The sequence below is a fragment of the Advenella kashmirensis WT001 genome, assembly GCF_000219915.2.
Lineage (GTDB): Bacteria > Pseudomonadota > Gammaproteobacteria > Burkholderiales > Burkholderiaceae_B > Advenella > Advenella kashmirensis.
The window spans coordinates 445,939-465,030 of sequence record NC_017964.1 but is presented as its reverse complement, the minus strand read 5'-3'; the positions used below and the strand labels follow the sequence as shown (position 1 = coordinate 465,030).

Annotated in this window: 16 protein-coding genes and 4 pseudogenes; 9 read left to right on the top strand and 11 right to left on the bottom strand. The window is 56.0% G+C overall.

The annotated features are described in order from the left end of the window. The first annotated feature begins 35 nt into the window (after positions 1 to 35). Together TKWG_RS02155 and TKWG_RS02150 are read left to right on the top strand one after the other, a co-directional pair. Positions 36 to 1,562: an AMP-binding protein gene (locus TKWG_RS02155; RefSeq protein ID WP_041708911.1), complete on the top strand. Its 1,527-nt coding sequence runs from the start codon at positions 36 to 38 to the stop codon at positions 1,560 to 1,562. Between the two features lie 45 nt (positions 1,563 to 1,607). Then, the gene (locus TKWG_RS02150; RefSeq protein ID WP_014749248.1) at positions 1,608 to 2,942 is read left to right on the top strand and encodes an MFS transporter; all 1,335 of its coding nucleotides are present in this window, start codon (positions 1,608 to 1,610) and stop codon (positions 2,940 to 2,942) included. Positions 2,943 to 3,118: 176 nt separating this feature from the next. On the opposite strand, the pseudogene TKWG_RS02145 reads toward TKWG_RS02150, so the two are convergent. The 4 genes and pseudogenes from TKWG_RS02145 to TKWG_RS02130 form a co-directional block, all read right to left on the bottom strand. Next, positions 3,119 to 4,401: pseudogene (locus tag TKWG_RS02145) on the bottom strand (TRAP transporter large permease). Then, complete coding sequence (locus TKWG_RS02140) at positions 4,392 to 4,964, bottom strand: TRAP transporter small permease (protein WP_014749245.1); 573 nt, start codon at positions 4,962 to 4,964, stop codon at positions 4,392 to 4,394. The pseudogene TKWG_RS02145 and the gene TKWG_RS02140 overlap by 10 nt, the downstream one beginning before the upstream one ends. Positions 4,965 to 4,972: 8 nt before the next feature. Then, a pseudogene (locus tag TKWG_RS02135) lies at positions 4,973 to 5,910 on the bottom strand (TRAP transporter substrate-binding protein). Positions 5,911 to 6,111: 201 nt separating this feature from the next. Next, positions 6,112 to 6,998, bottom strand: a pseudogene (locus tag TKWG_RS02130) (SMP-30/gluconolactonase/LRE family protein). 135 nt (positions 6,999 to 7,133) lie between these two features. Between TKWG_RS02130 and TKWG_RS23140 the strand changes: the two are divergent. Continuing rightward, positions 7,134 to 7,526, top strand: a complete 393-nt coding sequence (locus TKWG_RS23140; RefSeq protein WP_148274460.1) for a hypothetical protein — start codon at positions 7,134 to 7,136, stop codon at positions 7,524 to 7,526. A 395-nt stretch (positions 7,527 to 7,921) separates the two neighbouring features. Continuing rightward, positions 7,922 to 8,188 (top strand): hypothetical protein, encoded by a 267-nt coding sequence (locus TKWG_RS02120; protein WP_014749242.1) that lies wholly within the window; start codon positions 7,922 to 7,924, stop codon positions 8,186 to 8,188. 119 nt (positions 8,189 to 8,307) lie between these two features. Here the strand turns inward: TKWG_RS02120 and TKWG_RS25690 are convergent, their stop codons facing one another. After that, positions 8,308 to 8,559: a LysR substrate-binding domain-containing protein gene (locus TKWG_RS25690; RefSeq protein ID WP_264300266.1), complete on the bottom strand. Its 252-nt coding sequence runs from the start codon at positions 8,557 to 8,559 to the stop codon at positions 8,308 to 8,310. A gap of 137 nt (positions 8,560 to 8,696) precedes the next feature. After that, positions 8,697 to 9,212 (bottom strand): annotated as a pseudogene (locus TKWG_RS25685) (LysR family transcriptional regulator); the annotation flags it as partial. A 234-nt stretch (positions 9,213 to 9,446) separates the two neighbouring features. On the opposite strand from TKWG_RS25685, the gene TKWG_RS02110 reads away from it, so the two are divergent. Then, on the top strand, positions 9,447 to 10,154 hold the full coding sequence (locus tag TKWG_RS02110) for a pirin family protein (protein WP_014749241.1): 708 nt from the start codon (positions 9,447 to 9,449) through the stop codon (positions 10,152 to 10,154). Positions 10,155 to 10,399: 245 nt separating this feature from the next. Here the strand turns inward: TKWG_RS02110 and TKWG_RS02105 are convergent, their stop codons facing one another. The 5 genes from TKWG_RS02105 to TKWG_RS02085 form a co-directional block, all read right to left on the bottom strand. Beyond that, positions 10,400 to 11,371 carry a TauD/TfdA dioxygenase family protein gene (locus TKWG_RS02105; protein ID WP_014749240.1) on the bottom strand — a complete coding sequence of 324 codons (972 nt, stop codon included), beginning with the start codon at positions 11,369 to 11,371 and terminating at the stop codon, positions 10,400 to 10,402. Between the two features lie 60 nt (positions 11,372 to 11,431). After that, positions 11,432 to 12,724 carry an ABC transporter substrate-binding protein gene (locus TKWG_RS02100; RefSeq protein ID WP_171815106.1) on the bottom strand — a complete coding sequence of 431 codons (1,293 nt, stop codon included), beginning with the start codon at positions 12,722 to 12,724 and terminating at the stop codon, positions 11,432 to 11,434. Beyond that, positions 12,708 to 13,418: an ABC transporter ATP-binding protein gene (locus tag TKWG_RS02095; protein WP_014749238.1), complete on the bottom strand. Its 711-nt coding sequence runs from the start codon at positions 13,416 to 13,418 to the stop codon at positions 12,708 to 12,710. The genes TKWG_RS02100 and TKWG_RS02095 overlap by 17 nt, the downstream gene beginning before the upstream one ends. Further along, positions 13,408 to 14,328, bottom strand: a complete 921-nt coding sequence (locus tag TKWG_RS02090) for an ABC transporter permease (protein ID WP_014749237.1) — start codon at positions 14,326 to 14,328, stop codon at positions 13,408 to 13,410. Before TKWG_RS02090 ends, TKWG_RS02095 begins: the two co-directional genes overlap by 11 nt. Before the next feature lie 63 nt (positions 14,329 to 14,391). Beyond that, positions 14,392 to 15,354: a TauD/TfdA dioxygenase family protein gene (locus TKWG_RS02085; RefSeq protein ID WP_014749236.1), complete on the bottom strand. Its 963-nt coding sequence runs from the start codon at positions 15,352 to 15,354 to the stop codon at positions 14,392 to 14,394. A gap of 345 nt (positions 15,355 to 15,699) precedes the next feature. On the opposite strand from TKWG_RS02085, the gene TKWG_RS02080 reads away from it, so the two are divergent. Genes TKWG_RS02080 through TKWG_RS23890 form a run of 4 tightly spaced genes read left to right on the top strand, consistent with a single transcriptional unit; the run spans position 15,700 to position 19,024 of the window. Further along, positions 15,700 to 16,413 (top strand): nitroreductase, encoded by a 714-nt coding sequence (locus TKWG_RS02080; RefSeq protein ID WP_014749235.1) that lies wholly within the window; start codon positions 15,700 to 15,702, stop codon positions 16,411 to 16,413. After that, positions 16,410 to 17,786, top strand: a complete 1,377-nt coding sequence (locus TKWG_RS02075) for a CoA transferase (RefSeq protein ID WP_014749234.1) — start codon at positions 16,410 to 16,412, stop codon at positions 17,784 to 17,786. The genes TKWG_RS02080 and TKWG_RS02075 overlap by 4 nt, the downstream gene beginning before the upstream one ends. A gap of 45 nt (positions 17,787 to 17,831) precedes the next feature. Further along, entirely contained in the window at positions 17,832 to 18,590 is a 759-nt protein-coding gene (locus TKWG_RS23895; RefSeq protein ID WP_202947757.1) for an MFS transporter, read from the top strand. Then, a complete protein-coding gene (locus TKWG_RS23890) occupies positions 18,590 to 19,024 on the top strand; it encodes an MFS transporter (protein WP_050981504.1) in 435 nt (144 codons plus the stop codon). The genes TKWG_RS23895 and TKWG_RS23890 overlap by 1 nt, the downstream gene beginning before the upstream one ends. Positions 19,025 to 19,092 lie beyond the last annotated feature (68 nt).

Here is a 19,092-nt window from a genome sequence, read left to right as displayed (position 1 = left end):
AGACTTGCCAAGCGACTACCTGGAGAAATTTCATCATGTCTGACACAACAACAACCATTACCAGCCTGCTTGATCAAAACGCGACAGCGTGGGAGTCCGATCCGTATCTAGTCGACGCCATCAGCGGACAGGCAATGTCCTATGGCGATATCACAAACGAATGCAAAGTCTTCGCCAGGCAGATGGCCGCGCTGGGCATCGCCCGTGGCGATACGGTCTCGGTGTTCATGCCCAATGGCGTGAACACGGCCAAAATCATCGTTGCTACCATGTACAGTGGCTTTGTCGTCAATCCGATCAATCTGCTGTGCCAGGAAAAACAGCTGGCCTATATTCTTGGTCACGCCGATACCAGAATCGTCTTTACTACAGCAGAACTGGAGCCAGTGGTCAGCGCAGCATTGAAGACCAGTGGCACGCAGGCAATGGTAGTGGCCACCGCGCCGGACGCAGCAGCACTCCCCACCTTGACGCTCGCACCACTGCCTTCGAGCACGGACGAGTCCATTAGCGCCAGCCTGCCTGCGCTGCTCATGTACACCTCTGGCACCACCGGTGTTCCCAAGGGCGTCGTGCTGACCCATGGCAATCTGCTGGCCAGCGCAAGGGCCATTGCCAGCGAGCACCTGCTGGAAAAATCGGATCGATGCCTTTGCGTGCTGCCGCTGTATCACATTAATGCACTTGTGGTAAATATATTGACGCCGCTGCTGTGCGGCGCGGCTGTCATTATTGATAGTAAGTTCTCGGCTACGCATTTCTGGCAACGAGTCCAGAAATTCCAGTGCACCTGGATCAATGCGGTGCCCACCATCATCAGCTATCTGATCAACGACGAGAATCCCTGCGCCATTGACCGCAGCCGAATCCGCTTCTGCCGCTCTGCCTCGGCAGCACTGGCGCCCTTTCATCACAAATCATTCGAAGAAAAATTCGGTATCGGCATTATCGAGACCATGGGAATGACAGAAACGGCGGCACCCATCTTCAGCAACCCCTATGATCCGGCGCAACGCAAGATCGGCAGCATCGGTCGCCCCTCGGGCGTGCAGGCCCGGGTTGTGGACAAGCAGGGCAACCCCTTGCCGCCTGGAGAGAAAGGGGAAATTCTGGTCCGGGGCGATAACGTCATGCTCGGCTATTACAAGTCGGCCGAACAGACAGAAAAAGCGTTTACTGCAGACGGCTGGCTGCGCACGGGCGATCTGGGCTACCGCGATAGCGATGGCTTTTATTTCATTACCGGACGCGTCAAGGAGCTGATTATCAAGGGAGGGGAAAACATCGCACCGCGCGAGATCGATGAAATATTGCTGGCTCATCCAGACATCCTGGATGCCGCTGTGGTTGGCATAGATGACAAGCACTATGGCCAGAACATCGCAGCTTATATCGTAAAACGCATGACGACCCGAAACGACGATGACCTTATCCAGGACATCAATCAGTTTTGTATCAGGGAACTGGGCAGCTACAAATCGCCTGCCGCGTTCCGTTTTGTCACCGAGTTGCCAAGAGGACCCTCAGGGAAAGTGCAACGCCTGAAATTGCTGGAGCTGTAGAAATTGTCGGAATAGAAAACATGATTCAATCATCAAGGAGACAACATGATCAGGAACATAAAAACCAGACATATGATACTGGGCCTGCTGTGTGCAATGTATTTCATTGCCTATGTAGACCGGGTCAACATCGCCGTCGCAGCACCCTTTATTGCCGAAGAGTTCAATCTGTCGCCAACGGAACTGGGCTTCATCTTTTCCGCTTTTGCCTATCCGTATCTGGTCATGCAGATATTGGGCGGCTGGCTGGCTGACCGGTTTGGGCCGAAAAAAATTCTGCTTATCCTGTCGCTAATCTGGGGGCTGGCAACATTGCTGACCGGCTTTATTGGTGGCTTAATGGCACTTGTGATTATGCGCGTATTGCTGGGCGTTGGCGAAGGAGGCGCCTTTCCCACAGCCACGCGCGCCATGACATCATGGATGCCCAAATCCTCTCGCGGATTTGCCCAGGGAATTACACATAGCTTTTCCCGGTTGGGCGGCGCCATCACCCCGCCCGTTGTTCTGGCGATTGTGTATTACGCCGGCTGGCGCGAAGCGTTTATTGTACTGGGTGCGGTCAGCCTGTTATGGACCCTGGCCTACCTGTTGCTATTTACCGATACTCCCCACCAACATAAAACCATTACCCCTGCAGAACTGGAGGAAATCGGCGAGCCGGCCCGCAAGAATAAGGCATCGGGTAAAACGCCATGGAAAGACATGATCAGCAAAATGTGGCTGGTTACGTTTGTGGATTTTTGCTACGGCTGGTCTCTGTGGGTGTTTCTGACGTGGCTGCCTTCTTATCTGAAGGACGACCGTGGCTTCGATCTGAAAGCGATGGCACTGTTTACAACGCTACCGCTGCTGGCCGGTGTGATCGGCGATACCCTTGGCGGAGTGATTTCCGACAAACTGTATATCCGCACCAAACGCCTGCGCTTTGCCCGCGTATCCGTACTCTCGCTGGGCCTATTTTTGGCGTTTCTGTGCATTATGCCGATGATATTTATCCGTGATCCGCTTATTGCAATCGTCCTTATTTCCGCCTGCTTTTTCTTTCTTGAGCTGACCAATCCGGTCTTGTGGAGCTTGCCCATGGATATTGCCGGCAAGTATGCGGGCACAGCTGGCGGCATGATGAATTCAGGATTCGGCCTGGCGGGCGCTATTTCACCCGTGGTCTTCGGGTTCCTGATCCAGACAACGGGAAACTATACCCTGCCGTTTCTTATTTCCGGCGGTTTACTGTTGATAGGCGCGATCGCAGCCCTGATGATTGATCCGAACCGGACCGTAAATGACGCAGCAACCAGGCCAGCAGACTTTCAGTTCAAGGCCAGACCACCAGCGCCGGCCTTTGCGCTTGGCGTATCATCTAGCCATAAGCGCTGACCAGGGGTGTCCTCCTGCCCGATGCCGGATGCGGCGTCGGGTCGGGTCGGGTCGGGTCGGGTCGGGTCGGGTCGGACACAAATTACCCGCCGCCATCACAACTGGCATTACCAAGGAAAGGGCCACGCATATTTTCAGCTATGCGTGGCCCGTACTGCATACCATACCAGACCACCTTACTGCAGTAGCAACTCCGGCAGCCACAGTGAAAAGGCAGGCACATAGGTCACCAGCGCCAGGGCAAGAATCAATGCCCCGTAGAACGGCCAGATGGTGCGCATCACGGTGCCCACCGATACCTGGCCAATCGCGCAGCCAACAAACTGCGTGGTGCCAACCGGCGGCGTGTTCAGACCCAGGCGCAGTTAAGGAGCATTACAATCCCGAATTGCACCGGTCCCATGCCGTATTGCATGCAAATCGGCAGAAAGATCGGCGTACAAATCAGGATGGTGGCGGCCATATCCAGAAAGGTCCCCAGCACAAACAGCGACACATTCACCATCAGGAAGATTGCCCATGGGCTGGTGGAAATGGAGGCCATCAGTTCGCCGGTTTTTTCCGCTACGCCATAAAAGCCGATCAGGTAGCCGAACGTGGCCGAAATGCCGATCAATAGCAGCACCACACCAGTCGTCTTTACTGCCTTGGCAGCGGCACGCACAAATTGCTGCATGGTCAGCGAACGATACACAAGGCCGGTGAGCAGCAATGAGTAGAGCACGGCAATGGCTGCCGATTCCGTGGCCGTAAATACCCCGCTCAATATCCCCGCAATGATCAGCACAATCACAAACATGCCGGGTACCGCGGCCACCATGGACGTGAACACGATACGCCATCCAGGAAACGTACCTGCCGGATAACCGCGTTTGCGTGCAACCAGATAGGCGGCAAGCAGATTGCACAACGTCAGGATCACCGCCGGTACGATACCGGCAGCAATTAGTGCCGCAATGGATACTTTACCGCCAGCCGCCAGCGTGTAGATAATGATGTTATGGCTGGTGGGCATAAGCGCCCCTACCAGCGCTGCATGCGTGGTCACATTGACCGCATAGTCGGCGTGGTAACCTTCGCGTTTCATCATGGGAATCATGACCGAGCCCATGGCCGATACATCTGCCACGGGCGAGCCCGATACGCCGCCAAAAAGCGTGCATGCAACCACATTCGACATTCCCAGGCCGCCTCGCACATGCCCGACCATGGACTTGGCGAAGTTGACAATGCGGTCGGCAATGCCGCCGTACAGCATCAGTTCCCCGGTAAAGATAAAAAACGGAATGGCCAGGAAGGAAAATGCGTTCATGCCGGATGTCATTTGCTGGAACGCAACCGCAATAGGAAGGTCCTCAAAAGCGATCGTGGCAATGGATGCCAGGCCAATCGCAAAGGCAACCGGTACGCCAATCACCAGAAAGCCGATGAACGACATGGAAAGAAGTGTCAAAGCCATGCGGGCACCACCTTTTGATTGCGCAATATCGCGATGATATGCTCGATCGAAAACAATACGATCAGTACACCGGAGAGCATGGCGGGCACATACTTCCATGCTTCGGAAAGACCAAGATTGGGAATTTTTACCGCATGCACCGATTGCGCCAGCTCGCCGCAATACCATGCCATCAGCGCGCCAAACAGCAACACCAGCGCATGCACCAGAATGCATTGCCAGCGTTTGAGCGCAGGCGGCAACAGATCGGCCAGTGATTCGAAACCGATATGGCCGGCATCACGCACACCCACAGCCGCGCCCATCATCGTCACAAACAGCACCAGCAGCAGCGACAGGCTTTCAGCCCAGGTAGGCGTATCGTTCAGGACATGGCGCCCGAATACCTGGAATGCCACGGCCGCAATCAGGCAGACCAGGCCGACGACACTGGCCATCATGCACAGACGCGCCAGCAGTGCACATCCGCGCGTATACAGATCCAGCGGGAAAGCCCAGCCGCAGCCGGGCCTTCCCGCATGAACATCGCCAACGGTTTTGGATTCAATCATTTGGGCAGTCATCACAGGTCCTATTTCACAGCCTGAATGCGCGCAACCAGATCCTTCATTTGCGGTGTTGTAATGAAGCGATCATAGACGGGCTTCATGACGGCCTGGAACGATGCCTTGTCCGGCTCTACAATCTGCGCACCGCCTTTTTCCACCACCGCGCGGGACTTTTCTTCACGCTCTGCCCACAGCTTGCGCATATAGGGAACTGACTCCTGAGCTGCCTGGCGAATGATTTGCTGGTCCGCTGCCGGTAGCTTGTCCCACTGCCGCTTGGAGTACACCAGGATCTCCGGCGTCATCGTATGCTCTGTCAGCGAAAAGTACTTTGCCACTTCGAAATGATGACCACTGTCGTAGCTGGGGAAATTGTTTTCGGCTGCATCCACCAGCCCTGTCTTGAGCGCCGTGTAGACTTCGCCATTGGCATGGGGGTCGCATTGGCGCCAAGCGCTTCCACCATGGCGACCGACAGGTCAGACTGCTGTACCCGAATTTTCATCCCCTTAACGTCCGCAACGGTTTTGACCGGCTTGCTACGGGTGTACATGGAGCGCGCACCGCTGTCATACCATGCCAGGCCTACGAACCCGGCATCTTCGCAAGACTTGAGAATCTGGCTGCCGATATCGCTGTCCAGCACTTTGTGCTGGTGTTCTACCGAGCGAAACAGAAATGGCAGCGACGGCACCCTTGTGGTTTCACAAATGTTATGCATGGCAGCGCTGCTCACCCGGGCCATGGCCAGCGCTCCAAGCTTGACCTGTTCGATCGAGTCATCTTCGCTGCCCAGTTTACTGCCTGAAAATACCTTGACCGTAATACGGCCATCACTTTTTTTCTTGATAAGATCGCCCATGTATTCCACCGCTTTCACGGTGGGATAATCACTGGGATGGATGTCGGCTGTGCGCAGTTCAAGCGCCTGGGCGGTGTGCATGCCTGCAAATGCGAGCATGGCGGCGGTCACGATCTGACCGAAACGGCTGGGGTCAATTGCATTGTCTTCCTCCGGGTTGGGGCTGGTATTGTTGTTGGATATGAACTGATTGATAACACGGTAAAGCGTGGTTGCTGCGGTGCTGCGCGCCGTCCCTGTACGGGCCGGTTTCCATCACGAATCACGATCGCTTAATCGCAATCGCTTAATCACATACGATTAGTCACAATAGCTCGGTTCCTGCAGACCGCGGGTTCCCGGCGTCAGGGCAAAGACCGCGCCATCCAGGCGTCGGGCGCCGCATCTGCCGGACGTATGCTGGTCACAAACAAGGTATCAAGATTACGACCCCCAAAGGCGCACATGGCAACCCGGGGGACGGGCAGTTGCACACTGCGGTCCAGACGGCCGTCGGGCGTATATCGATAGATTCGGCCCGCTTCGTTACCGCAAATCCAGTAACAACCATCCTGGTCTATTGCAGCGCCGTCGGGACGCCCGGCAGGCAAGGCTTCAATGAAAACGCGGCGATTGCCCGGCAAGCCGGTCTCAGGATCATAGTCATACACCCACACCATCTTGCGTGACGGGTGGGAGTCCGACAGATACATGCGGCGGCCATCAGGACTGAACGCCATGCCATTTGGCACAATCATGGGCTCAACCACTGGCATGGCAAGTTCGCCCGCCGCGTAGCGGTATAGCCGGCCTACCGATGCGCCCGCTGCCATGTCCTTGAGCATGGTCCCGGCCCAAAAGCGACCCTGGCGATCGCAGCGCCCGTCGTTAAATCGCATACCCGAACGCGTGTGCATCACAGTTGCCATAAGTTGCACAGCCGGGGCAGGATCGGCGACAGTCAAATCAGAAAGCGAAAAAATCCCTGTTTCCATGGCTGCAAGCCAGCCATCGTCTCGCATGGCAATGCAACCGGCCATCTCGGGCAAAGACCATTGATCAATCGCGCCATTGCCTGGCTCATAGCGCCACAATTGCCTGGCCGGAATATCGGTCCAGTAAAGCGCCTGGTGTTGCGAATGCCATACCGGGCTTTCCCCCACCTGGCACAACATATTGCCAATGCGTTCAACATGGGCGTGCGTCATGCATGTACTCCTGTCCTGGCCTTGCAGATATCACATTCATCATTAGTGTGTGGAGACCATTGCTGCGTCTGCGCGCTTGCACACGCAATGCAGCTTAATGGGTGCAGCCAGCTCCATCGCGGAGGATAAAGGGATATGACGTCCGATAAGATACGCGCCCTATTGCGAATCGGGGCAATAGGTGTGCTTCGGGTGATTGCAAGCCGCGAAAAGTTGCCAGGCACGCCAAGGCATTCCGAGGCATGTTTCTTTTTTCCTTTAGACAAAGCGAAAACTTGCAGCAAGGGGAAAGAATGCAGAAGAATGGGTTTCATGATGATTTGCGTTTTTCATTGTATGACATCATACAAGTATGTGCGTAGTATGGAATTCAATATTTTGGCTGTCAAGCACTCATTAATTCGGGATATCCCTTGTTTGCCGCCTGAATCCGCTAGCCGTTATCTGGTTGAAGATCAGCGCCTGACTGTACCTGCCCTGGCGCAACAAAAGCACCACATTCGTTATACCCAATTGCATTTGGCATAGCTATGCTGGCCCGGCATAATCCGAGAAACCAGTGCAAAACAAAAAAGCAACGGATAGTAGCCTGCGCTTATATCTTTATGCAACTGCGCCGGCACCCAATTCGACAAAGCTGCCCGCTCCAGCTGTGATGCACGGCAACATCCCACTGAATATAATAAATGACCGCTTTGCAAACTTCATGTATATTGGTGATAGCTTATTCCAAATATGGAATTAGTTAAAATCAATCACACTATTGATACCATGATTATTCCATATATGGAATTCACAATTCTGTAATAAGTATTTTTCTATCGATTTTAGAAGTCCATAATGAACTCACTGAAACCTGCAGTGCATCAAAACCGATACACACTTGCGCAGATTTCAACCGATCATTTATGGAGTTAACAATCATGAAAAACGTACTTGCTTCCCTTCTTTTTGGTGCCGCTTTTGTTACTGGCGCCGCTCATGCTGCCGGATTTTCTGACAGCCAATATGGCTTTCCTGAAAATGCGGTCAGCCCCGTGCAACAAAATCTGATCGTTGAACAAAGCGACACCAACGATTCTTCCTATCCAGCCATTCTTATTCGCAGCACCGATAGCCGTGCTGATGTTCAACGCGATCTGGCTGCGTATCAGGCAGAACATCCTGCAGACGAATATCTGGGTGACTAAGTCAGAAACGCGCCAGCTATTACAGTTGGCATAGCGTGAAAAAAAGGCCATATCCCGCAACGGATATGGCTTTTTCTTTGTTGATCACACTATTTATGGTGGATTTTTATCCTGGGCGTTTACGGTTGGCTGGCCAGTAGCGCTTTGATATCTGCAATTCGATAAGCAGCATTTCCCTTCATGACCTGGCTGAATACTTCAATAAATGCTCGTGTGGCTGGCGACAGCAGACGGCGTCCGGGCGTAACGCACCAGACAATCGCTTCGGGTAAATTCCAACCTGGTAAAGCAGGCACCAGCGAGCCGTTTTCAACAAACGGCCTGGCCATGGGTTCGGGCAAACCGCCAATACCCATGCCGTGAAGCGCCATGGTCCGCTGCAGCCCCAGGGAGTTCGAGCTGAACATGCAGGCCGGCGAGCTTCCCAGAAATCGGTGCCGCGGCTCAAGCGCCAGCGCCGAATGTCGCCCATGCTATTCATCAGCATCAGTCCACGATGTGTTTTCAGATCGTCGGGCTCCTTGGGCGGGCCATGCTTGCTCATGTAGGAAGGGCTGGCATACAGGGTCGTCACCAGTGTCGCAAGACGGCGGGCGACCAGGCTGTTGTCATCGGGCAGGGACGTAGCCACACGGATCGCCGCATCGAATCGTTCAGCCAACAGATCCACCCGTCTTGCGGACAGATCCAGTTCCAGCCGCACATTCGGATGCTGCTCTGAAAACAGAGGCAAAAACTCTGCAAGTGCATGTTCAAAAAAATCGGGAGGAAATGACACCCGCAATGTTCCCTGAGGGGTTGCCTGCCGGTTCAGAGCGAAGGCCATTGTCGTTTCTGTTTCATCGACAAGTCGACGCGCATGTTCAAGCACCTCGCTGCCAAACTCAGTGATCATCAGCTTGCGCGTACTGCGAGTAATCAGGCGCTCGCCCAGCTCTGTCTCCAGTCCGCTGATGCGGCGCGACAGGGTAGATTTAGGCAGGCCGAGGCGGTCTGCTGCGGCAGAAAAACTGCCGGAATCCATGACCTGGGCAAAAAGAATCAGGTCGTTTGCGTTGAGTGTCATGACGGTTGCGATTGTTCCAGATTAAGGAAAAAGAGTTCCGAATTTCGGTCTTCAGAATCGCTAATATACCCCATACAATAACAGTATCAGTGGTGCAACAGAGGGCGCGCTGCATTCAGTGCAGATCTATCGCAAATGCGATTGGGGTATGTCCTTCAAAGCATCCTAACCCATTATCAAGGAATAATTAAAATGCTGGAAATCAGAAAAAGTGAAGATCGCGGTGTTGCCGAGCACGGATGGCTAAGTTCTCGCCACTCATTCTCGTTCGGCGGCTATCATGACCCTGCCCATACCGGGTTTGGCCCGCTGCTTGTGATCAACGAGGACCGGGTGCAACCCGGGCGCGGCTTTGGCAAGCATGGTCATCGCGACATGGAAATTATCTCATATGTATTGGAAGGCAAGCTCGCCCACTCCGACAGTATGGGCAACGGTTCGGCCATCGGCTATGGCGACGTACAGCGCATGAGCGCCGGAACCGGCATCATGCATAGTGAATATAACGATTCGGCCGAGCAACCGGTGCATTTCCTGCAAATATGGATTGAACCGGACAGGCCCGGTATCGCACCTGGCTATGAAGAGAAAGCCTTCGCGCCAGCCGAGAAAAAGGGCCGCCTGCGCCTGATCGCCTCACCCGACGGGGAACAGGGTTCGGTGCTGATCCACCAGAATGCAAGGATATATGCCAGCATCCTGGATAACGATCCTGCACTGAGTCATGAACTGGCAGACGGGCGCGCCGGGTATGTGCATGTAGCCAAAGGCAGCGTGATGGTCAATGGCCGGGCGCTACAGGCAGGCGATGCATTGAAAATTACGGATGAAAAATCCGTGGTTCTGGAAAATGGCAGCAACGCCGAAGTATTGGTGTTTGATCTGCCGGCGCAATTCTAAGCGCAATTGCCGCTGGCCGTTCAAACCGCAGGCAGCGCATGCAGTGGCTGCCTGTCGCCAGAACGGCGCCAGACGTATAGACGTATAGACGTATTGCCGCGCAGACGCGCCAATCGCCATGTAATGAAAAGCCACCGATCCGCCTGGAGGAGACGACGGGCCGGACCGGTGGTAAAACCGTTGCAAAACTGATCGTCGCAAATGGATCATTGCAAATTAACGTCACACATTGATTTTACGCAATTTCAATCGGCCTGGTGTGCCAGGACGGGCTCACCTTCAATGGCCGCCGATGCAGTACCATCCGGTCCGACAGGAACATCGCCCACCAGCGTGGTACGGTAAAGCTGGCGATCAAACGCCGTTTCAAATATATCCACCGGTGGCAGATGGGCTGTGGAACGGTTATCCCAGAATGCAATCGATCCCGGTTCCCATTTGAAGCGTACGGTGTACTCCGGTCGAATCACATGTTCAAACAACAACTGCAATAACTGCTCGCTTTCGCGCGGTGCAAGCCCCACAATGTGCTTGAGAAACGATGGGCTGACATAGAGCGCCCGCTCACCAGTCTCGGGGTGCACCCGGACCAGCGGATGGTGGCTGACCAGGGGCCGTTTTCTTACATCCTGCTCAAATGCCGTCTTGCCCTGCGCACCGTCGGGCGGCGCAAAGCGGTGCTCACCGCGCAACGTATCCACGAATGAGCGCAGGGTGGGCGACAATCCGCGATAGGCGGCCACCAGATTGGTCCATTGCGTATCACCTGAATACGCAGGAATGGTCACGCCACGCAAGATGGAAGCAAAAGGCGGGTTCACTGCAGCAGTCACATCCGTATGCCACCCGGTCCAGGGGCGCACCAGGCGCTGACCATCAAAGCGGTTGGCCTTGCGATCGCGTCCGACCGAATAGACTTCGGGATGGCCTGGCACATAACCGAAGACCGGATGGCCAACAGTCAGCTGGCCAAATTGCCGGCTGAATGCAACATGCTGTTCATGGCTCAGGTACTGATTGCGAAAGAAAATAACTTTCCACTTGAGCAGTGCCGCGCGAATGCCTGCTATCTGCGTTGGCGTAAGCGTAAAGCGCAAGTCCAGGCCATCTATTTGTGCGCCAATATGCGCGGTCAGCGGTGTAATGGAAAACTGCGGCCCTGGTGAAGGGATGGCGGCCACTGCCTGTGTATCTGTTGCTTCAAGTACATATGACATATCAAATCCTTTTAGATGATTGCGCTGCTGCAATCTATAGTTATTGAACGAGCTGCAAAATCAAGGTGTCGTAAGGATCGGTCGTGCGAGCACGATGGGTGCCGAATCCGTTTTGGCTTCGGTAGTCGGTGCAGGCGCTTTGGGCAAGCCAGCTGGCGCCGCCACGCTTTGCGACGCAATGACGGCATGCCGGTCATTTATTAGCTGCTTCGGTACAATACCGTCCTGCCGATTCTGTGCAGCGACAATCTCGTTGAATCGCGTATCCAGAAACGGGTCGACCGTGACCTTTTTCTGCAATGCACCGGTTTCGTACAGACCATCAGCAATCTGCTGATAAACCTGCCTGAGCAGATTTTCTATTGGGTAGTAGGTGCCCAGCCCCGATTTGTCGTACAGATATTTTCCCTGTTCATACGTCAGCCCTTGCTGCTTCACATAGCTTGCGCGAATCCACTGTTCGGCGTGACGTTGCTGCCAGTTCAGCACTTGCACCGCACGTCGCGTCAGATCAGCCAGCGCCCGCACTTTGTCCGGGTCGTCCAATACCGATTGGCGTGTCACCAGCACATTCAGACCCCAGTTATGACCCGTGCCGTCTTCAATAATCGGCGGACTGCCCAATCTGAACAGTTGCTGGCCCAGGACAATGGCGGCATCCACCGAGCGCGAAGCAAATGTTGGCGCGACCTCAGATCCGGCCAGTGCCACGTTGCGGATATCCTTGCGAATATCCAGGCCGGCCGAATGCAGGATACCGCTCAGGATCATATGTCGACCCGTGCCAGGCGGATAGGCGATGGTTTTGCCGGCCAGATCAGTCGCTTTATGAATGCCGCTGCCCGGTTGCGCCACCAGAAAAATATTGCCAGGGCTGCCCGGATTGGCAATGACGGCAATCACTTTCAGATCTTTCACGCCAGCGGCCAGTGCAAGCGGCAACGGCGCTTCGCCAATAAAGCCGACATCAACCGCACCGGCCACCAATGCTTCCAGCACAGCGGGCCCGCCGTTAAAATTGGCAAATGTAATGTTGTATGGCGCATCCGCACCCAGACCCGATATTTTCCATGGAATGGAAAACTGGTCGCTTTGTTCTGCGACAACCAGACGTACGCCTGCGGGAACGGCATCCTGCAGCTTTTGGGAAAGACTGGCCTGATCCTCTGTTGCCGCCACCGCCATCCCGGACAAGCACATGAGCAACAACGTTCGGATGCCGGTGCGCAGGCGCACCTGGGCGCATATTCTGGAACGAAACCGGTTCATCTGACGGCAAAAGAGCAACTGCATGGCGACCTCTCCTTGTGAATTGATCACGAAAAAATTATTCTGCTCAGGCTTGCGCAACACCCAGTTCCTGCAACAGCGCAGCGCGTAGCTGAGCAAAGCGCGGGCTATTGCGTCGCACCGGATCGTCAATGGCAACGGGTTCGTCAAAGGCAATATGACCATCTGTCAGTACCAGCACACGATCGGCCAGCAGCATGGCTTCGTCCACATCATGCGTGACCAGCAGCACGGCCGGCCTGTGTCGCTCATACAAATTGCGCAATAACACATGCATACGCAACCGTGTCAATGCATCAAGCGCACCGAAGGGTTCATCCAGCAAGAGCAATTGCGGTTCGCGCACCAATGCCCGGGCCAGTGCGGCGCGCTGAGCCTCGCCACCGGACAATGTGCGTGGCCAGGCCTGCGCATGGCGCGCCAGCCCCACCTCATCCAGCGCCTCCACGGCACGCTGGCGTGTGGATCTGTCCTGGGGCAATCCGACAGTGATATTTCGCAAGACACGTTGCCACGGCAACAGCCTGGGTTCCTGAAACACAATGGCGCGTCTGGCCGGCACCCGCACCTGGCCGCTAATCTCTGCATCTAGCGCGCCCAGCACACGCAAAAAGGTGCTTTTGCCTGAACCACTGCGTCCCAGCAGCGCCACAAACTCGCCCTGCCCCACCGTCAGCGACAACCCGTCAAGCACCTTGCGGGTACCGAATAGCTTGCCCAGTGATTGAACCTGGACAGCAGCAGGATTACTGGCCATCGAAGACCCTCCGCCATTGCAGCAACCGTGATTCCAAATACCGAACCAGGCTGAGCGAGAGCAGGCCCAGCATCGCATATACCGCCAGCAGGACAAAAATAATATCGACCCTGAAATACTCGCGTGCATCGGACATCATCCGGCCCAGCCCCAACGGGGCATTGATGGTTTCGGCAAAGATTAGCGCCAGCCAGGCACTGGTCAGCGCAATGCGCAGGCCCACCAGAAAACCGGGCAGCGCACCCGGCAAAATTACAGTCGCAATCATCTCGCGGCGTCGCACGCCTAATGTGGTGGCCGCCTCTATCAGCGATGCATCGACATTGCGAATTGCGCTGTAGGTGTTGATATAGATGGCCACCAGCACGCCCAGAGAGATAAGAATGATCTTTGAATCCTCGCCAATCCCGAACCAGGCAATCAGAACGGGCAACAAAGCGAAATTGGGTACCGCCCGCAGAATTTCCATATTGGCATCCACGATGTTTTCCCCGGCTCGCGACAATCCGCTTGCGATGGCGCCTGTCAGACCGACTGTCAGGCCCAGCGCCAGGCCGGCCAGCACGCGCTGCAGCGACGACCATAAATGCGTTTGTAATTCGCCTGAGGCCAGCAGCGCATAGGCAGTGCTAAGAACGCTGTATGGCGCTGGCGTCGTGCGCGCATCAAAAATCTGTGCCGAACTGAGTAACTGCCATAATCCCAATAGCAACAGCGGCCCGAGCAAGCGTTGCACCGAGCGAGGAATTCTGCCTGGCGGCTGGCGGGTCTGGGCAATGACTGTCGGATCAACCAGCCCGGCTGGTTCAATGGCGCGGCTGTCGTATACGTTCGCGGGCGATTGCCGGGCCAGCAGTTCGACCGGGTAATCAGCCACCGATGAAACAATGCCGGAAGATGGGGAAACCATTGTGTTTTTGTCCGCTTTAAGATTAATAACCGGCGTCGGCCTGCTTACTGACCGACATCCGGCTCATGCCGCCAGAAACGGCTCACCCTCAATGGAGGTTGAGCGCTCACCCGCTGGCCCTACCGGCACATCACCCACCAGGGTTATACGGTGCAATATGCGCGCCACATCCAGATGTTCGAAGTCACGCGGTGCCAGATGCAGCACTGCGCGGTTGTCCCAGAAAGCAATGGACCCAGGCTCCCAGCGGAATCTGTCGGTGTAGACAGGATTGGCAATCTGTTCAAACAGCAGATCCAGGATATGGCGGCTTTCTCTTGCCGAGACACCCACAATGAGGCGCGTGAACGACGGATTGACGTAAATTACTTTCTCGCCTGTGTCCGGGTGTATCCGCACCACCGGATGCACCGATGCCAGCGGCTTGTTGCGGACCCACTCGCCGATTTTCTCGTTGCTGCGTTCGGCGTTCTGATTGGAGCCGAAACGATGTTCGGCGCGCAGCGTGTCGATCAGATCGCGCACTGGCCTGGACAGACCGCGATAGGCTGCGGCCACATTGGTAAAGTGGGTGTCGCCGCTGAATTCGGGCACGACTTCGGCGCGCAGAATTGAGTAGGCCGGCGGGTTGATCAGCGGCGTCACATCTGCGTGCCAGCCGGGACCGTTACCGCCCTCTTGCCGACGATACTGATCGCCATAGCGTTTTTGGTAGGCCTGCGGCGAGACAGTGTGAATTTCCGGGAAACCGCTGGGCGCCAGATCACCCTCATAAGGATGTCCCGGCGTTACGTCGCCAAACTGCCGACCGAAAGCGATATGCTGGGCGTGATTCAGGTGCTGATCCCGGAAATACACCACGCCCCATTTGTTCAGCGCACCGCGTATGGCGGCAATCTGCTCGCGCGAGAGCGGCTTGGTCAGGTTAACGCCGGTGATCAGCGCGCCGGTATATCCAGACTGCGGCAGAACCTGGATCTGTTGATTGACGGGAAGCTCCCTTACCTTCAATGCTGTCGTACTCATAGGACGGTTTCCTTATGGTGATTGATTGCGGCTGTCCGGTGATATTTCAACTGTGATAAGTTTGCGCCATGGCGATCACCGTCAGACAAAGTCTACGCAGCGCACTTTGAATAGGGAACGTTTTTTTTGCGATAAGAATAGACACGATTCACATTAGAATTTATGGTCATTTTCAAATGCAGGCCCCAGCAAAAGCCGGGTTAGCGCATGGCCGTTGCCGCAAGCGAGAACCCCGCCGGCTCATATTGCATGTACTGAAAAAATGGTAAAGTGAAGTTGCCGTCTTTTGTGTTGACGGCTGAGTATTTCAATTGACATCCATGCCCGACGACCAGACGAGTTCCCATGAATAGCCGAGACCTCCACTTCGAAAATGAAACCCTGCAGGCAATCCTGACCCGCAAAAGCGTACGCGGCTTTTTGCCCGACCCGGTTTCCAGCGAAGACATCCACACCATTTTGCATGCCGCCGCGCGCGCACCCAGCGGCAGCAATATTCAGCCCTGGAAAGTCCATGTGGTGTCCGGTGCCGCACGCGATGCCCTTGCGCAGGCGTTGATGCAGGCGCACGACAATGGCCAGCCGGAACAGCGCGAATACCAGTACTACCCGGTAAAATGGCGCGAACCTTATCTGGCAAGACGTCGCGAAACCGGCTGGTCGCTGTACAACACACTGGGCATCACCCGTGAGGACAAGGCCGGCATGAAACGCCAGCATGGCCGCAATTTTGCGTTTTTCGATGCACCGGTTGTCCTGTTCATTACGCTGGACAACGACATGGAGACCGGCAGCTGGATGGACACTGGCATGTTTATCCAGACCATCATGATCGCCGCCAGATCGCTGGGACTGCATACCTGTCCCCAAGCGGCACTGAGCAACTATCCGGAAATCATTCGGCGCCATCTGCATATCGCTGACGACCAGATTATCGCTTGCGGTATTTCCCTTGGCTATGAGGATACCGAACACCCGGCCAATCAATTTTCCACCAGCCGGATCGAGGTAGACGAATTTACGGTATTTCACACTGATGCGCAGGAAAACGCCTCATGACCGACGCCACCCGCCACCCACAAGCGCCGCTGTCCAACAGCCTTCTTGGTGCACTGCTGCCCGTTTTGCAACTGTCCCCACAGTATGTGCGGGAGCATCTGCAACTGGGTACGGGTAATTTTTTACCGTCCAATCTGCAGGTCAATGAACTGGCTTGCGGCGCCGTGGCTGCGGCCGCATTGTCCGCCGCCGATCTGCGCCAGGCGCAGACCGTGACGGTAGAGCCGGCGCAAGTGTCGGTTGCCTTTCGCAATGATCAATTGCAAACAATCGACGGCGAGCACGCTGCGGTCTTCAAGTCTCACTCAGGCTTTTTTCAAACCAAAGATGGCTGGGTCAGGTTGCATGGCAACTATCCCCATCACCGCCAGCGTCTGCTGGATGCGCTTGGCCTGCCCGATGCGTGCCCGCGTGAACAGTTGGCCGATACGCTCAAGCAGTGGCGCGCCATTGATGTCGAAGAAACAGTGACCGCCGCCAGAGGCATTGCCGTCAAGGTGCGCGACACCGCGCAATGGCAGCAGTCGGAACAAGCGCAGCAAGCCGCTGGCGTGCCGCTGCTGTCCATAGACAATATCGCGCCGCAAACGCCAATACCGCCCGGCTCGCAGCAGGGGCGGCCACGGGTGCTGGATCTGACCCGCGTGATTGCCGGACCGGTTGCCACGCGCACGCTGGCCTATCTGGGCTGCGATGTGTTGCGGATTGATAATCCGGCCATGCCGGAATTGCCGGTGCAACATGTGGACACCGGAGCAGACAAACGCTCTGCTCTGCTCGACCTGCGTGAACCCGAAGCTTTGCACAGGCTGCATGAATTATTGAGCACGGCCGACGTACTGGTCACGGGCTATCGCCCGCAGGCACTGGCGGCTTTCGGGCTGGACAGTGCGACGCTGGCCCGAACCTACCCTCATCTGATTCACGCAACACTGTCGGCCTGGACGTTCGCAGGCCCGTGGGGCGAGCGGCGCGGCTTTGACAGTATCGTGCAGGCAGCGACCGGCATTGGCATGCTGGAATCTGCGGACGGCGCCACGCCCGGGGCCCTGCCGGCGCAGGCGCTGGATCATGCCACCGGCTATCTGCTGGCGGCCGGCATTATGCGCGCACTCAAATGGCGCAGCGAACAAGGCGGCACCTGGCGCGTGCAGGCACATTTGCTGGCCACCGCTCACTGGCTGCTTGCCCGCGGCATTGCCTCTGATAAAGGCATGGCGCTTGCTGATGTGTCACCGTGGCAGTTGCGCCAGCCCAGCCCATCGGGAATCGTTATACAATCACGTCCTGCCTTTGCCATAGACAGCCATGCCAGTTTTTCCCAGGTTGGCGGTCTTTGGGGCAGTGACGATCCGTCCTGGCGGACCGACTAAACGGCTTGGCAGCCACCCGCACACTCCCTATCACCTACCTGCATCATGCAACCTTCAACCTCCGGCACGACGCCACAACACGTGGCCCTGGCCCTGCTCGCGCTGTCCCTGGGCAGCTTTTGTATCGGCACCACTGAATTTGCCAGTATGGGTATATTGCCCCTGATCGTACGCGATCTGCAGGTCAGCATACCGGCTGCAGGTCATGCCATTTCCGCCTACGCCATTGGCGTTGTGGCTGGCGCACCATTGCTGACCATGGCAGGCGCACGACTGCATCGGCGACCGTTTCTGCTTCTGCTGTTTTTCATGTTCATTGTAGGCAATGTGCTGTCAGCGCTGGCACCCTCTATCGAATGGCTCATCGTGGCGCGGTTTTTGACCGGGCTGCCGCATGGCTGCTATTTTGGCGCGGGCGTTGTGGCCGGCGCCCATCTGGTTGGCAAAAGCAAGACCGGCAGGGCTGTCTCGCTGATCCTGCTGGGCCTGACGGTGGCCAATATCATTGGCGCGCCTGCTGCCACCTTTGCCGGACAGGTACTGGGCTGGCGCAATACCTATCTGCTGGTCGCGCTGTTCGGGCTGGCGGCCTTCGGTTGTCTGTGGCGCTGGCTACCTAAATCGGATGCGCTCAAGGGCAATCCGGTCAGCCAGGAACTGCGTGGCCTGAAAACGCCCAAAGCCTGGTTTCTGCTCCTAATTATCGCCATCGGCACCAGCAGCATTTTTGCCGTCTATACCTATATTGGCCCCATGGTGACGGATGTAGCCCATTTGCCGGCCGCGATGATCCCAGTGGCCTGATGACCTTTGGCGCCGGCATGACCAGCGGCAACCTGCTGGGCGGCTATCTGGCCGATAAATATCAACAAAAGGGAATCATCATTGGTTTTTGCTGTGTGCTGATTACATTGGTCATACTTGGCCTGACAGCAAGTACTTCCTGGATGCTGTTGATCTGTATGTTCGGCATCGCGTTCAGCTCTATGCTGGTGGTGCCTTCCATGCAGGTCCAGATCATGCTGAGCGCCCCGCAGGCGCCCACGCTGATGGGTGCCCTGACGCATGCCGCTTTCAATGCCGCCAACGCCCTGGGGGCCTGGCTGGGCGGCATCACCATTACCGCCGGCCTGGGACTGGTCTCGCCGGTATGGGCAGGCCTGCTGATGACGCTTATCGGCCTGGTGATTTTCCTGATGCGAGGCGTTATTCTACGCAGGCATCAAACGCGCGCATAAGGCCATCACGATGACACATGTGATGATGCCACTTGTAATGATAATCACGATGACGATAGCGCTCGCGC

Coding starts and splice junctions, on each gene's coding strand:
- TKWG_RS02155 (WP_041708911.1), top strand. CDS start 36: ATGTCTGACACAACAACAACCATTACCAGCCTGCTTGATCAAAACGCG.
- TKWG_RS02150 (WP_014749248.1), top strand. CDS start 1,608: ATGATCAGGAACATAAAAACCAGACATATGATACTGGGCCTGCTGTGT.
- TKWG_RS02140 (WP_014749245.1), bottom strand. CDS start 4,964: ATGACTGCCCAAATGATTGAATCCAAAACCGTTGGCGATGTTCATGCG.
- TKWG_RS23140 (WP_148274460.1), top strand. CDS start 7,134: ATGACGTCCGATAAGATACGCGCCCTATTGCGAATCGGGGCAATAGGT.
- TKWG_RS02120 (WP_014749242.1), top strand. CDS start 7,922: ATGAAAAACGTACTTGCTTCCCTTCTTTTTGGTGCCGCTTTTGTTACT.
- TKWG_RS25690 (WP_264300266.1), bottom strand. CDS start 8,559: ATGGCGCTTCACGGCATGGGTATTGGCGGTTTGCCCGAACCCATGGCC.
- TKWG_RS02110 (WP_014749241.1), top strand. CDS start 9,447: ATGCTGGAAATCAGAAAAAGTGAAGATCGCGGTGTTGCCGAGCACGGA.
- TKWG_RS02105 (WP_014749240.1), bottom strand. CDS start 11,371: ATGTCATATGTACTTGAAGCAACAGATACACAGGCAGTGGCCGCCATC.
- TKWG_RS02095 (WP_014749238.1), bottom strand. CDS start 13,418: ATGGCCAGTAATCCTGCTGCTGTCCAGGTTCAATCACTGGGCAAGCTA.
- TKWG_RS02090 (WP_014749237.1), bottom strand. CDS start 14,328: ATGGTTTCCCCATCTTCCGGCATTGTTTCATCGGTGGCTGATTACCCG.
- TKWG_RS02085 (WP_014749236.1), bottom strand. CDS start 15,354: ATGAGTACGACAGCATTGAAGGTAAGGGAGCTTCCCGTCAATCAACAG.
- TKWG_RS02080 (WP_014749235.1), top strand. CDS start 15,700: ATGAATAGCCGAGACCTCCACTTCGAAAATGAAACCCTGCAGGCAATC.
- TKWG_RS02075 (WP_014749234.1), top strand. CDS start 16,410: ATGACCGACGCCACCCGCCACCCACAAGCGCCGCTGTCCAACAGCCTT.
- TKWG_RS23895 (WP_202947757.1), top strand. CDS start 17,832: ATGCAACCTTCAACCTCCGGCACGACGCCACAACACGTGGCCCTGGCC.
- TKWG_RS23890 (WP_050981504.1), top strand. CDS start 18,590: ATGACCTTTGGCGCCGGCATGACCAGCGGCAACCTGCTGGGCGGCTAT.